Raw genomic sequence first — 15,400 nt, 5'->3', positions numbered from 1 at the left:
ATTCTTAACCTTTGCAATCAATTATTATTTTTGCATGAAATAAAAAAAACACCAACGGCATGAAAAAAATTAGCTTCATTATTATAGGTCTTTTGGCTTATAGTTTAAGTTTCGGACAGGAATTGAATCATGAGGACCTAAAGAAAATGGCTTTAGAACTGAATAATAATCCTGCAAAAACAGCCTTAACCAACGCCATTAGCAATAATAGCATTAAAAAATTAGCCCTTGACCAAGAGAATAAAGGCAAAGTAAATTTCTTTATCAATAATAAAGTGGAAACAAAAGGCATCACCAATCAGAAAAGCAGCGGAAGGTGTTGGATGTTCACAGGATTAAATGTTCTTAGAGCAAAAGTGATTACTAAATATGAATTGGAATCTTTCACTTTTTCTCATACTTATTTGTTTTTCTACGATCAATTAGAAAAAGCCAACCTGTTTTATAATGGAATGATTGAAACAGCATTTCTTCCTCTTACAGATAGAGAAGTGGAATGGCTACTAAAAAATCCTATTGGTGATGGTGGACAATGGACAGGAGTTGTGGATTTAGTAAGTAAATATGGCTTAGTGCCAACAAGTGCAATGCCTGAGACTTATCAGAGTGAAAACACAGCCATGATGAGCAAACTTATTAGAAGAAAGCTAAGAGAGGATGGTTTAAAACTAAGAGAGCTGGGAAAAACTAAAATGTCTCGTGAAATGCTAATGGAGATGAAGAACGAGAAATTAGCAGAGATTTATCAAATTCTTGCATTTAGCCTCGGTGAACCTCCTCTTGACTTCCAGTGGCAGTACAAAGGAAAAGATGGGAAAATTAGCGAAGCTAAAACTTTCACTCCAATGGAATTCTTTGAAGAAGTCATTGATATCAATTTCGATGATTATGTGATGTTGATGAATGACCCAGGCAAAGAAATGAATCAACTTTATGAAATCAGGTATGATAGACATATGCAAGAAGGTGGAAACTGGAAATATATCAATTTAGAAGCCGACCAGATTAAAAAGTTTGCCATTGCATCTATTAAAGATAATGAAGGAATGTATTTTAGTTGTGATGTTGGAAAACAATTAGAAGCTGAAAAAGGATATCTTGATATAAATACTTACGATTATGCTAATCTTTTTGGTGTAGATTTCAATATGGATAAAAAACAGAGAATTCAAACTTTTGAAAGTGGAAGCTCACATGGAATGGCTTTGATGGGCGTAAATATTCTAGAAGATGGCAGCTCAGACAAGTGGTTATTAGAGAACAGCTGGGGTAAAAAAGGTCATGATGGACACCTTATTATGACCGATGAATGGTTCGATGAGTTTATGTTTAGATTAGTTATTCACAAAAAATACATCGACCCGAAAGTACTGAAGATACTAGAGACAGAAGCCGAGCTACTCCCACCATGGGACCCCATGTTTATGATGGACAAATAGTTATACAAAACAAATGATTCATGAACTATTTTTCAAAGGGAAATAATATGGTCTAAGTTAAGTAATCATTAACACAGTGTTCAAAAAAGTGTTCAAAAGTCGTCGTTAAAATCATTTTTTAACGGCGATTTTTTTTGGATTTTATGGCCAACGGATGAAAAACGATTTTCATCCTGTAATAATATAATCCAAGTATTTCTAGCCGATTTTATCAACATTTTCGTCAACACTTTGTTAACAAAGGATTTTTAGATAAGATACTCAGGAATGTTCTAATTTTTAAAAAAAGAAACCTCCACCGCAACAGACTCCATAACATCTAATTACCAATCTATTAAGAAGCTACAACCCCAATATCATACAATATCATATAATATCAACAAATAGGCTAAGCGCCTTATTTTAGTTATTTAAATCAACAAAGTCAACAAAAAATAAAAATATTTTTCGACTTGTTTGAGTTGATATTTGTGTCAGCCAAAAAGAAATGAAAAATTGTGTTGTTAGGGAGTAGATTTTGTAAAAATATTCCTTTTTGTTGTGCATACAAAACATTTCTAAGATATTTAAGAAACTAATTAATTACACTTTCCTATTTGTTGTGGAATAGGATATAATTTACCATTTAATGGAGAGAAATCAGAATACAATATGGGATAGATGTTTGGAATTCGTTAGGGATAACGTAAGTATCCAAGCCTATAAAACTTGGTTTGAGCCCATCAAACCTATTCAACTCCAAAACGACGTATTGACTATTGAAGTACCTAGCCAATTCTTTTATGAATGGTTAGAGGAGCACTATATTAAATTACTTAAGATGGTGGTTAAAAAGGAACTCGGACCCAATGGTAGCCTAGAATATAGTATTGTAATGGACAATACTACTAGTGATAAGAATGAGGCTCCTTACACTATTAAACTCCCTACTTCGAATGCAAGAGCTACCAGAAACCCATCGGTAACTCCACCTTATGATATGCAAAAAGATAATAATAAAGACATTCCTAATCCTTTTATCATTCCTGGAATTAAAAAGGTGAAAGTGAATTCAAATTTGGTAGAAAGCAATTCTTTTGAAAACTATGTAGAAGGTGACTGTAACAGATTGGCTCGTTCTGCTGGTTATGCAGTTGCTGAAAACCCTGGTAAAACATCTTTTAATCCTTTATTTTTATACAGCCCAACTGGACTAGGAAAAACACACCTTTCTCAGGCCATTGGAATTCAGGTGAAAAATAATTTCCCAGAAAAAACTGTATTATATGTGCATAGTAATCAGTTCATGCAGCAGTTTATCGAATCCATTAGGAATAATAATCAAAATGATTTTATCCATTTTTATCAAATGGTAGATGTTTTAATTGTTGATGATGTTCACCACCTAGCTGGAAAAGAAAAGACTTTAGATGTATTCTTCCAAGTATTCAACTATTTACATCAAAAAGACAAGCAAATCATTATTACTTCTGATATTCCTCCAGTAGAATTGAGTGGTTTCAATAACAGACTTCTCTCTAGATTTAAATGGGGGTTAGCAGCCGATTTACAAACTCCTGATTTAGAAACTAGAATTGCCATCATTGGTAAGAAACTTTATAATGAAGGTATCGAAATGCCAAGAGATGTGATTGAGTATTTAGCTTATAGCATCACCAATAATGTGAGAGAACTGGAAGGCGCTTTAATTTCTATCCTAGCTCAATCTTCGTTAAACAGAAAAGAAATTACTATTGATTTAGCTAAGCAGATTATCGACAAATACGTAAAATCTACCAATAGAGAAATCAGTATAGAATACATACAAAAAGTGGTTTGCGAATATTTCCAATTACCATTGGATGTTATCAATAGTAAAACTCGTAAGCGCGAAGTGGTACAAGCCCGACAGTTGGCCATGTTCTTTAGTAAAAGACATACTAAATCATCTTTGGCTCATATTGGCAAACAATGTGGAAATAAAGATCATGCTACTGTTCTTCACGCTGTAAAAACTATCAACAACCTATCGGAAACCGATAAGAAGTTTAGAGTTTATGTAGCAGAATTGGAAAAGAAAATCAAATTGCAATAGCATTTTGCAATTCCAAGATAGAAACTGCTCTTTTATAAAGGGCAGTTTTTTTTTGAGGTTTTTTTTGAAGCAATTTTGATAATTTTTCTAACTTTGAAAAAAAACAAATTTGAAAGCATTTATTTTCGCTGCTGGTCTTGGCACCAGACTTTATCCCTATACTAAATCCACTCCCAAAGCTTTGGTTCCCTTGCAAGGAAGACCTATGCTTGGTCATTTGATATTGAAGCTTAAATCTTTTGGCATGACAGATATCATTATCAATATTCATCATTATGGGGAACAGATTATTTCTTATTTAAAAGAGAATAAAAACTTCGGGTGTAATATCATCATTTCCAATGAAAGAGAGGAATTATTAGATACCGGAGGAGGCCTAAAAAAGGCATTAAATTTGCTTGAAAATGAAGAAGACTTATTGGTTCATAACGTGGATATCCTAACTGACTTTGATTTAAACAAACTGATTAATCATCATCAAAACTCCAATTCCAAAGTCACACTATTAGTGCAGAACAGAAGGACATCAAGGTATCTATTGTTTGATGAGCACAACAAGTTAAAAGGTTGGACGAATATAAAAACTAGAAAAACCAAGCCCGAAAACATAAAAGTCGAAAACTATAAACCATTTGCCTTTAATGGAGTTCATGTGATTAATAAAAGCACCCTCCCCTATTTCAATGTAGATAATGCTTTCCCAATCATTCCAGTATATATTCAGATGAGTCAAAGTGAAGAAATAAGTGCCCTAGAAATTGACGAAAGCTTTTGGATGGATTTAGGAAAGCCTGAAGCCATTGACAAAGCTAATAAATGGCTGAGCTCATGAGAAAGTTTATAGATGAGATAGCGGACGCTTTTGTGAGTAAAAATGATATTTCTGCACTAAAAAGATGTATCATAACTCCCAATAGAAGAGCCAGCAGGTTTATAAAAAAAGGGATTATGGAAAGAAATCCTAAAGGAGGATTTCTACCCCAAATATTTTCCATTGATGAGTTTATCTTCCATCACCTACAGCTGATTAAGCTGGATGAAGTGGACCTCACCTTTCACCTTTTTGAGACGATGCAACAACAAGATCCTTCCACAGAAATTGAGTTCGAGGTATTCTTAAATTATTCGTCTACTTTAATCCACGATTTTAATGAGATTGACATGAATATGGCCAATGGGAAATCCATATTCTCCTACCTTAGTGAAGCCAAAGCCATACAACAATGGAATCCGGATGGTAGCCCTTTGAGTGCTTCTCAAAAAGAATATTTGAGCTTTTATAATCAAATGGCTTTTGTTTATGAAGATTTTAGAGCACGGCTCTATAAAGAGCAAGCTTGCTATCAAGGAATGGCCTACCGTCATTTTGCAGAGAATTGCGATGATTTATTGCTTCACCTGGAATGGGCTAACATTACGGTTGCCGGATTTAATGCATTAACCACAAGTGAAGAAATCATTATTAAAAAACTAGTGAGAATGCCTATTACTCAAGTGCTTTGGGATGTGGATCATTATTATTTGGATGATGGATTAATGGAAGCCGGTTTTTATATGCGAAAGCATAGAACATGGAGTGCAGAAGTGGAAGAACAAGCTTCTAGTTTTTTCATGCAAAACGACAAACATATCAACATTATTGGTAGCCCTGGAGTATTGGGACAAGCACGACTGACCAATCAGATTTTGGAGGCTAAAAACGCACAGGAATTATCTCAAACAGTAGTTATTCCGGCTGATGAAAACTTATTATTACCTTTATTAAATAGCCTCTCCAAAGAGCTATTAGAGAAACTCAATATTACCATGGGTTTTCCCATTACACACAGCCACGCCTATAGGCTGATAGAATCATTTATCCGATTACACTTGCATGCTCATAAACTCAATGCTCTCGATTCACCACAATTTCGCATTCACAAAACTAATTTAATAGAAGTTCTGAATAATGAACTCCTGAAACAGGATCATAAAGACTCCTCAAAACTTTCTCACACCATACCCTTACACTTCGTTGGAACAGAGATGGTATCGGCTATTTTACAAGAAGCAGGCGTATACAAACTCTCTAACATATTCAATAACCATGAAAATAATGCTCAGCATTTAAATGATTCTATTTCCTTACTAATTGATTTTATTCTAGAAACAAAAAGTTTGGAGATTGGGAATACTTCAGAACAAGAAATTGATGCTTTAATGCAAATCAAATCCATTATTGTTCGTTTATCGCATTTGATAAAGAAGAACGGGCAACCTAAAAGTTTCCAAACTTATCATACTTTTTATAAGCAACTCATCAAAACTATAAAACAATCGTTTTTAGGCAAGTTTGATGAAGGCTTACAGCTTATGGGATTATTAGAAACCAGATTAATGGATTTTAAAAATATCATTCTTTTAAGTACTAATGAGGATATTTTACCAGCTTCTACTCATATCAATTCCTTTATTCCTGCTGATATTCGTTACGAATACGAATTACCAGGAGTACAAGAGCGAACCGCCGTTTTTGCCTATCACTTCTATCGCCTGATTCAAAGAGCAAAAAATATTGAAATCATATATTCCACCACCAAAAGAAAAATGAGTGGTGGTGAAAAAAGCAGATTCATCAAACAATTACAGTTTGAACTTCCTCGATACAATAGAGAAGTTTCTATGCATGAGAAATTATTAAGTTTTGAAGATTTAAAGCTTTCAGAAATAGAGGAAATTACCATAGAAAAAGATGAAAATTGCATAGATAAGCTGGAAACCATTGCTAAGCTTGGGTTATCTCCAACTCACATTATTAGCTATGTTCGTTGCCCATTGCAGTTTTATTTCAAGAAAATAGCCAAAATCAAAGAACCTGATGAATTTGTTGAAACTATTGATGAACGAATGATAGGAAATGTGATTCATCATTTATTAGAAGATTTTTACAAGCCATTTATCGGAATTGACTTTCCATTTGAGAAACTAGAAAATTTACAAAAGGATTTGCCTGAGCTGCTGAAAGAGTATTTTGCTAAAAACGATTTCAAAGGACAATTGGAAGAGGGCGCTAATTATTTAAGTTATAAAGATACTTTACACTATCTTCAACACTTCATTAAGCATGAAATAAAAGTAGCCAAAAGCCAAAAATCAGCATTAAAAATAATTGCAGTAGAAGATCAGTTGGAACGAGAATTGGAGTTGAAGGGCAGCAAACAGAAAGTTCTCATTAAAGGAATTGCAGACCGAATAGACTTTTATGAAAATCAGTTGAGAATCCTGGATTATAAAACAGGAAAGGTAGAGGAAAAGAATGTCAAAATCCCCGATTATAAAAGGGAGGATGACTTGAATAAAATTTTTACAAATCCTGAATACGACAAAGCACTACAGCTTTATATCTATTATTGGATGTATGACAATCAGTTATATCAATCGACCATATCTGGGATCATCTCTTTCCGAAAAATCCAAACACCTTACTTGATGTTAAAAACAGGAAAAGTAGACTTGGAACAGCTTGATGAAGATTTCACAGCCTTAATCACTGAGATTTTCAATCCCGAGGTTCCATTCACACAAACAAATGAAGAAAAAACTTGCAGGTTTTGTATTTATAAGCAAATTTGCGATAAAAAAGTATAATTGATGAAGGAAACCAAAATAGTAACCCAAAACTATCCCATCTACATCTGCGAATCGGCAGGTGAGCAATTAGATTCCTATATCTCCAAAAATGAATATTGCAAAATATTTATTTTAATGGATGAAAATATAATGGACCATTGCTGGCCAATCTTACAACACGAATCGGAGGAAATTAAAAAAGCCGAAGTATTAGTAATAGAAGCTGGAGAATCATCGAAGGATATAGAAATAGCAGCTCAATTATGGCATGCTTTGGGTGAATATGAAGCCGATCGCTCAAGTTTATTGGTCAATTTTGGAGGTGGAATGATTTCTGACCTGGGTGGCTTTATCGCTTCCACATTTAAAAGAGGAATGGATTTTGTCAATATCCCCACCAGCCTTTTATCTATGGTAGACGCCAGTATTGGAGGAAAAACAGCCGTTAATCTGGGACATTTTAAAAACCAAGTAGGATTGTTTAGCGAACCTAAGTCACTATTTATACAATACTCTTTTTTAAATACTCTAGACGACCGCCAAATTCTAAGCGGATGGGCAGAAATGTTGAAACATGGCTTGATCACGGATAAAAAGCATTGGGAAGCGCTCACTCAGGTTAAAGATTTGAAGGTGGATACCATTCTAGGTTTCATCGAAAATAGTATTCAGATTAAAAAAGAAGTTGTAGAACAAGATTTCACAGAAAAAAACATCAGAAAAACACTGAATTTTGGCCATACCTTAGGCCATGCTTTGGAAAGCTATTCCATGAAAAACGATAAAATTCCTTTGCTACATGGCGAGGCTGTAGCCATAGGAATGATACTAGAATCCTATTTATCTGTTAAAAAAGGCCTTCTCAGCCAAGATGAATTTAGCATCATCAGAAATGAAATATCTAGTTACTACAATCCTTACGAAATCACAGAAGACTTTATTGAACAAGTAGAAACCTTATTATGGCAAGATAAAAAGAAGAGTGGGAATGAATTAAATCTTACCTTTGTATCATCCATTGGGGAATCAATCATCAACCAAAACTCAAGTTTGGAAGATATCAAAGAATCAATCAAATTTTATAAAGCGAACTAAGATGAGTTATATCGTTAGAAAGGCCAACAAAGAATTGAAGGGCGATATTTATTTGCCTGCATCAAAAAGCGAAAGCAATAGACTGCTAGTTATAGATGCCATATTAGGCTCTGATGATTTACAAATAGAAAATCTTTCTAAAAGTAATGACACCAAAGTACTTCATAATGCTTTAGAAACTCTATTGCGTTTGAAAGGCACCAATATATCTGTTACTCTAGATATGCAAGATTCTGGTACCGCTATGCGATTTATTACCGCTTATGCTTCTGCCATTAATGTAAAATCTTTAATCACCGGTTCTGAGAGAATGAAAGAGCGTCCACTAGAGATACTAGTAGATACTTTGAAACAAATTGGCGCGAACATTAGATATGTTGAAAACCCAGGCTTTCCTCCTATTTTAGTTGAAGGAAAGAGAATCAAAGGTGGTGTTATCGATATTGATGCTACAGTAAGTTCCCAGTATATTTCTGCCCTAATGTTGATGGCGCCAAAGATGACAAATGGCCTTATCATGTATTTAAAAGGCGAAGTAGCCTCTATGCCTTATATCAAAATGACTGCCCGAGTAATGGAGCATTTTGGAATCGAAATATTGATGCACGAAAATGCTATCGCCATTAAGAAACAACAATATTCAAGTAGAAGGGAATATTTTGTGGAGAGTGACTGGAGTGCGGCCTCTTATTGGTACGAAATGGCAGCCTTTTCTGAGGATGTTGATTTATTTCTACATGGCTTAAAGAAAGACAGCATACAAGGTGATGCCATGATTGCAGAAGTTTACGAACAGTTTGGAGTTCATAGTGAGTTTTTAGAGAACGGTGTTCGCTTAACCAAAACCAATAACCATTGTCAGCACTTCAAGCACGATTTCTTAGATTACCCCGACATGGTTCAAACCTTAGTTTGTACTTCTGCAGGCTTAGGTATTAGTGGGGAATTTCATGGATTACACAACCTCCGATTTAAAGAAACAGATAGAATTCATGCCTTGCATACAGAATTAAAAGACATGGGACTAAAATTAGATACTTCTGAAGATAGTATCAAAATGGAGGCGTCTAATGCAAAAGTGACTCGTGCTATTAGAACATTTGCTGATCATCGAATGGCCATGTCCTTTGCTCCTCTGGCTATACCTTTTGGTGAAATCACCATAGAAAGCCCCAATGTGGTTAATAAATCTTATCCTGATTTCTGGAATGATTTAAAGAAAGTTGGATTTGTTATGGAGGAGGTTTAATTTTCTAATTCCAAAACCCAATTTACCTATTACATAAGACTCAATTTCATTAAATTCATGATTGAACAACCCTACGCTAGTAGAACGAAGATTGAATCGGATAAATTCAATCTGAAAATTCTAATTCCGTCAAAGAAAAACTGGTTTATTATATTATTTCTAAGTATTTGGTTAGTGGGATGGTTTTTAGGTGAGAAATCAGCCATTATCGACCTTTTAGATTCTAATAACACTGGTATAGTTTTATTTATGATGGTTTGGCTTGCAGGTTGGACTTTTGGAGGAGTATTTTCAATTATTATATTACTTTGGAATCTAGCAGGGAAGGAAACAATTTATATAGACAAAGGAATATTTCAGATTGACAAAAGTATCTTTAGCATCATTATTAGAAGCAAGAAATATGAAACGAAATCAATCAAAAACCTTGAATTAAATCCTGCCCAAAACATAGCGAGCTTATTTGCCCAAAAGAATATTGGGGATTTCTGGGGATTAACTGGTGGAAAGCTTAGATTTGATTACGGAATGAAAACTATTAAATTTGGAATAGGTATAGATGAGGCAGAAGTTAGACATTTAATTACAGAGATAACTAGTAAAGGTTTTCACTCACAAGAATCCACAAGTTAAACCTATTTTTCAGATAACATATAGGCTAGCTGATTCGTAATTAACAATAAAAGTAAATAGGGATACTTTACAAAAAGTATTTTATATTGCAACTCCCACACCAAATTCTCACTAAACCGGATTAAACTCCTTATCCAAGAAATTTTTAAGCTGATGCGCTTGAACATTTTGAACCACCACCCCATTTTTACAATAGGAAATATGACCTGTTTCTTCTGATACAATTAGAGAAATACAATCAGTAGCTTCTGTAATACCTATTGCTGCTCTATGTCTTAATCCCAATGAAACATCTATGCTTCTATTTTTAGAAACCGGCAAAATACACCCCGCAGCTTGAATAATATTGTCACTAATCACCATGGCTCCATCGTGAAGTGGACTGTTTTTAAAGAAGATATTCTCTATTAATTGATCTGAAACTCTAGCATTCATAACCTCCCCGGTCTCAATAATATCATTTAATTCATGTTGATGAGTAACCACAATTAGGGCTCCCGTTTTGTCATCACTCATACTATGACAAGCTTTAACAATTTTATCGGTATCTAAATTAGCTTGTTCAGGCTGGAAATTTCGAAACATAAATTTCAACCGTTCAGGAAGGATTTCTAAGACTTTGGGAGTACCAAATACAAGTAAAAACTGACGCAATTCAGGCTGAAAAACTATGATTAAAGCGATGAAACCCACTCCAATAAAGGCTCCCAATATCTGACTCAACATTTCCATTTGCAAGGCTACTACCAATCTCCAAATAAAATAGATAGCAGCGATACCTGCAAAAATATTAATGGCAACAGTTCCTTTAAGCAAAGCATAAAGCATATACAAAAGCACCGCCACTAGGGCGATATCTAATACATCGAGGAATCTCAGCTCAATAAAACCTGTTACAAATGTTAGCATTTAGTAGTACTTATATTAAGGCGGCAAAGGTATTTTAAAAATCTAATCTGAGGATGCTATTTATACGAATTCACCCAAATATTGATAACCTAGCTTTCTTTTTCACCTCTTTTATACAGTGAAAATAGTTGAATGGTTTCACGAGCTTCTTTAGCATCATGAACACGGAGAACTTTAGCCCCATTTAGTAATGCCAATATATTTAATGCAGTTGTTCCATTCAAAGCTTCCTGTGGGCTTATCCCTAGGGCTCTAAAAATCATAGACTTCCTACTCAATCCAGCTAAAATTGGATATCCAAAGGCTTCCAATTGACTCATTTTGCCCAACAACTCATAATTCTGTTCCAAAGTCTTTGCAAAACCAAAACCCGGATCCAAAATGATATTTTTAAAATCAAGCTCATTAAGCTTCTTGATACCCTCCTCAAAATAATTCTTCACTTCATCAATTACTGAAGAATATGTTGTTTGATTCTGCATGGTTTTAGGCTCTCCTTTAATATGCATCATCACATAGGCCATTTGGTATTGGGCCACTTCAGCGTACATTTGTGAATCCCAAGTACCACCAGAAATATCGTTAATAATATTAACCCCAAGATGGTTGCACTTTTTTACTTGCCCAGCATTATAAGTATCAACCGATAATAGAATACTTGGATATTTCTTCCTCAAAACTTGCAAGGGCTTCTCTAAAATCCTCCATTCCTCTTGTTCGTCTATCAATTCTGCTCCTGGACGAGTTGAAGCCGCTCCAATGTCAATAATAGTACAACCTTCCACCACTAATTTCTCAGCTCTCGATAAAAATCCATCCCCTTTATTATATCTTCCTCCATCAAAAAAACTGTCATCAGTCAAGTTCAGAATCCCCATCAGCTGAGGGACTTCCAAGTCTATTTCCAAATCTCCACATTGAAATTTTGAAAAAGAGCTGTTGTTTTCACTCATTTAATTAATTTTGTGGCTAAATTAAGAAGATATAATCAATGTCAAATACTAGCCAACAATTCAAAGAAGCCATCGCATTATGTAAAAGTGTATTCATGAATAAGATGATTGATTATGGTAGCGCATGGAGAATACTAAGGCCAAGCTCATTAACAGACCAAATCTATATAAAAGCTAGTAGAATTCGTTCCATTCAAGAAAAAGGAAGCAGCAAAGTAAACGAAGGAATCGAACCTGAATTTATTGGCATTGTAAACTATTCTGTAATGGCTCTTATTCAATTGGAAAGAGGCCATGGAGAAAGTGGTGATATCGAACCAATTGAACTTGAAAAACTCTATGATACTCATGTCACTGGTTCTATGTCGTTAATGGAAGACAAAAACCATGATTACGATGAAGCCTGGAGAAATATGCGTATTTCTTCTTTAGATGATATTATACTTATGAAGCTGCTTAGAATTAAATCAATAGAAGATAATGAAGGCAAGACGATTGTCTCTGAAGGTTTAGATGCCAATTATCAAGATATGATTAACTATGCGCTGTTTGCTTTGATTCTTTTATCTGAAAAGAAATAAAATCATTTTCATTAAGTTATTATTATATGAAAAATTCATTATTATTTCTATTATCCATCATTGTATTTGGGTCCTGTGGATACGAACCAATGGCTAGTGTTGATTATACCTTCACGAACAAGTCTAGCACCCATATATCATTGATTTTAAACTATTCTTATATAATAAAGAAAGATACTATTAGAATTGAAACTGAATCTTTTCATATGTTTAAACACTCTTATGAAGATCAGGATTCACCTCCACCCCCTTTTTATAGCAATGGTATCGACACCATATTTTTAATTGTCCAAGACACCATACATACAACATATTATAAGGGCAGTTCAGGAAAATCTCCTTTTAGCCTTGACTCATATACAGGAGGCCAAATAAGTAAAAAAAGAGGAATGCATTACTTTTCCTATGTCTATGATATTAATATAGATTAATAGCCTCTCACAACATTCAAAGTTTATAATTTTGAATTATTTTTTGATTTTTCTGTAATATTTACATTTCATTCACTAAATTTTAGGGATTAAAGTGTCTTATATCTGCAAAATTGTGCAAATTTGCATGCATTAGCATTTTTATTAAAATATTTACCCAATGATACGAATTGCAAGAATAATCAGCAGGTTATTTGTAGGACTAGTTTTTATATTTTCAGGATTTGTAAAAGGAGTTGATCCCCTAGGAACAGCTTATAAAATAGAAGATTATTTTATTGCCTTTGGTACCGACTGGGCTATTCCTTTCGCTTTACCATTAGCTGTTTTACTTTGCGTGGCTGAGTTTTCTCTTGGAGTATTTTTAGTCTTCAATATTTTTAAGAAGACTACAGCATGGTTGGTAGCCTTAATGATGATACTCTTTACATTCCTCACCCTCAATGATGCTATTTACAATCCAGTTCCTGATTGTGGGTGCTTTGGAGATTTTATCATCCTCACCAATTGGGAAACATTTTATAAGAACTTGGTGATTGACTTCTTCTTGATATTTATTTTCTTTACCAGAAACTCATTCGACAATGTTTACAAGAAAACTACGGAATGGTCAATTGCAATTTTGATTGTGATTGGTTTCACCTTATTCAACTCATATAATATCAATCGTCTACCTCTTCTTGATTTCAGATCATGGAAAGTGGGCACCAACCTCAAAGTAGAAAACCCAAAACCCTTAGAGTACTATCTTATCTATAAAAATAAAAACACAGGTGAAACAGAAGAATATCTTTCACCCAATTATCCATATAACGATAGTATTTGGATGAGTCAATGGGAATATTCTGATATGCGAGTGGTAGATCCAAATGAAAGAGTTTCTGATATCCGCTTCTTCGATTTAGCTGGACAAGATATTACAGATAATATTGTTGACGATCCTATGTATCACTTTTTATTAATCTCTTATGATTTAAACGAAGGTGATTGGGAACACCTGGAACAGATGAAAGAATTAAAAAGGCGAGCCACAGAAAACGCCTACTCCTTTAGCTTAATCACAGCAAGTAGTGAAGAAATCATCGACCAGTTTCAAAAAGAAAAAAGATTCTACTCAGATTTATATCAAAGCGATGATATAGATTTAAAAACAATTATCCGCTCTAATCCAGGATTAGTAGTTTTGAAAAATGGTGTAATCATGGGCAAATGGGCACAAGGTCACCTTCCTCAATATGAGGAAATAATAAAACTGAAATAGTGCTGCCTTTTATTCTCAAAAGACTCCTCTATGGATTTTGGGTACTACTTGGCGTAGCTACTTTGGTGTTCTTCTTATTTAATATTTTACCTGGTGATCCTGCTAGAATGATGTTGGGGCAAAGAGCAGATATCGCATCGGTAGAAGCTATCAACAAAGAACTAGGGAGGGACAAATCCATCTATATTCAATATCTCAATTTCTTACACGACTTATCGCCTATCGGAATAAAAGAAAAAACGGAGGAGTCTGCAGGATTTCAAATTTCACCAAACATCAAGAACCATCATCTTCAAATAAAACCACCCTACTTGCGAAAAAGCTTTCAGAGCAACAGAGAGGTAACGAGTATTTTAACAGAAGCTTTTCCGAAAACCTTATTACTAGCAGCCGTATCCATGGGGTTTGCCTTAGTTGTTGGGGTGTTCCTAGGGATGGTCAACATTGTATATCCAAATAAATTTTTAAATTCCTTCATATTTGGTTTGAGCGTATTCGGTATGTCGTTACCCAGCTTTTTTGCCAGTATCTTAATGGCTTGGCTTTTTGCTTTTGTATTGGCCGATTATACCGGTTTAAACTTGTTCGGCTCCCTTTATGAAGTTGACGATTTGGGCAATGGCAAACATCTGGCACTCAAAAACCTGATTCTTCCAGCAATCACCCTAGGCATTCGACCACTAGCCATTATTACAGAATTAACTTCCTCTAGCTTGAAAGAAGTTTTAGCAAAAGACTATATCCGAACTGCACGAGCTAAAGGTCTTACAGAATGGCAAATCCTTAGAAAACACGCCCTAAAAAATGCGCTAAATCCTATTATCACAACCATTTCCGGATGGTTTGCCTCACTTTTGGCAGGTGCTGTTTTTGTAGAATACGTTTTCGATTGGAAAGGAATGGGACTTGTTATCGTTAATTCGCTTGAGAAATACGATTTTCCTGTTCTCATGGGCTCAGTACTTTTTGTGGCCGTTCTCCTCATTCTTGTGAACATAGTAGTAGATATCCTTTATCGAGTAATCGATCCTAGAGTGGAACTGGAAACTTAATGCTGGCTTTTGGTAATTAGCTTTTGGCCTTTATCTGTTGAATTCTAGCCATGATTTTTCGTTTTAACCAATAGCATCCTAATAATTATTAAAGATTCCTCGCTACGCATCGGA

13 protein-coding genes are annotated in these 15,400 nt (G+C 34.6%); 11 read left to right on the top strand and 2 right to left on the bottom strand.

Annotation, left to right across the window (positions count from 1 at the left end; all coding sequences use genetic code 11):
* The first annotated feature begins 59 nt into the window (after positions 1-59).
* The 7 genes from HNS40_RS02500 (at position 60) to HNS40_RS02470 (ending at position 10,099) form a co-directional block, all read left to right on the top strand.
* Positions 60-1,439, top strand: coding sequence for a C1 family peptidase (locus HNS40_RS02500; protein WP_172277159.1), 1,380 nt, complete (start codon positions 60-62; stop codon positions 1,437-1,439).
* 628 nt (positions 1,440-2,067) lie between these two features.
* Positions 2,068-3,513 (top strand): chromosomal replication initiator protein DnaA, encoded by a 1,446-nt coding sequence (gene dnaA / locus HNS40_RS02495; protein WP_172277156.1) that lies wholly within the window; start codon positions 2,068-2,070, stop codon positions 3,511-3,513.
* Positions 3,514-3,622: 109 nt separating this feature from the next.
* Positions 3,623-4,345 carry a nucleotidyltransferase family protein gene (locus tag HNS40_RS02490; RefSeq protein ID WP_172277153.1) on the top strand — a complete coding sequence of 241 codons (723 nt, stop codon included), beginning with the start codon at positions 3,623-3,625 and terminating at the stop codon, positions 4,343-4,345.
* Positions 4,342-7,140: a PD-(D/E)XK nuclease family protein gene (locus tag HNS40_RS02485; RefSeq protein ID WP_172277150.1), complete on the top strand. Its 2,799-nt coding sequence runs from the start codon at positions 4,342-4,344 to the stop codon at positions 7,138-7,140. The genes HNS40_RS02490 and HNS40_RS02485 overlap by 4 nt, the downstream gene beginning before the upstream one ends.
* Positions 7,141-7,143: 3 nt before the next feature.
* The gene (aroB, locus tag HNS40_RS02480) at positions 7,144-8,217 is read left to right on the top strand and encodes a 3-dehydroquinate synthase (RefSeq protein ID WP_172277147.1); all 1,074 of its coding nucleotides are present in this window, start codon (positions 7,144-7,146) and stop codon (positions 8,215-8,217) included.
* Between the two features lies 1 nt (position 8,218).
* A complete protein-coding gene (gene aroA / locus HNS40_RS02475; protein WP_172277144.1) occupies positions 8,219-9,466 on the top strand; it encodes a 3-phosphoshikimate 1-carboxyvinyltransferase in 1,248 nt (415 codons plus the stop codon).
* A gap of 57 nt (positions 9,467-9,523) precedes the next feature.
* Positions 9,524-10,099 (top strand): hypothetical protein, encoded by a 576-nt coding sequence (locus HNS40_RS02470; protein ID WP_172277141.1) that lies wholly within the window; start codon positions 9,524-9,526, stop codon positions 10,097-10,099.
* A gap of 111 nt (positions 10,100-10,210) precedes the next feature.
* Here HNS40_RS02470 and cdaA read toward each other — a convergent pair whose 3' ends face one another.
* Positions 10,211-11,008, bottom strand: a complete 798-nt coding sequence (gene cdaA, locus HNS40_RS02465; RefSeq protein ID WP_172277138.1) for a diadenylate cyclase CdaA — start codon at positions 11,006-11,008, stop codon at positions 10,211-10,213.
* Between the two features lie 89 nt (positions 11,009-11,097).
* Positions 11,098-11,961 carry a dihydropteroate synthase gene (gene folP / locus HNS40_RS02460; protein WP_172277135.1) on the bottom strand — a complete coding sequence of 288 codons (864 nt, stop codon included), beginning with the start codon at positions 11,959-11,961 and terminating at the stop codon, positions 11,098-11,100.
* Positions 11,962-11,999: 38 nt separating this feature from the next.
* Between folP and HNS40_RS02455 the strand changes: the two genes are divergently transcribed.
* The 4 genes from HNS40_RS02455 to HNS40_RS02440 all read left to right on the top strand — a co-directional run bounded on the left by HNS40_RS02455 (position 12,000) and on the right by HNS40_RS02440 (position 15,286).
* Positions 12,000-12,542, top strand: coding sequence for a DUF1599 domain-containing protein (locus tag HNS40_RS02455; protein ID WP_172277132.1), 543 nt, complete (start codon positions 12,000-12,002; stop codon positions 12,540-12,542).
* Between the two features lie 26 nt (positions 12,543-12,568).
* Complete coding sequence (locus HNS40_RS02450; RefSeq protein ID WP_172277129.1) at positions 12,569-12,973, top strand: hypothetical protein; 405 nt, start codon at positions 12,569-12,571, stop codon at positions 12,971-12,973.
* A 160-nt stretch (positions 12,974-13,133) separates the two neighbouring features.
* The gene (locus HNS40_RS02445; RefSeq protein WP_172277126.1) at positions 13,134-14,234 is read left to right on the top strand and encodes a BT_3928 family protein; all 1,101 of its coding nucleotides are present in this window, start codon (positions 13,134-13,136) and stop codon (positions 14,232-14,234) included.
* Complete coding sequence (locus tag HNS40_RS02440) at positions 14,234-15,286, top strand: ABC transporter permease (protein ID WP_172277123.1); 1,053 nt, start codon at positions 14,234-14,236, stop codon at positions 15,284-15,286. The genes HNS40_RS02445 and HNS40_RS02440 overlap by 1 nt, the downstream gene beginning before the upstream one ends.
* The last annotated feature ends 114 nt before the right edge of the window (positions 15,287-15,400 follow it).

Origin of the sequence: Lentimicrobium sp. S6 (assembly GCF_013166635.1) — a bacterium.
In the GTDB taxonomy this organism is placed as follows: Bacteria; Bacteroidota; Bacteroidia; order Bacteroidales; family UBA12170; genus UBA12170.
The sequence above is the reverse complement of the archived record's forward strand: the minus strand, read 5'-3'. Positions and strand labels throughout refer to the sequence as shown.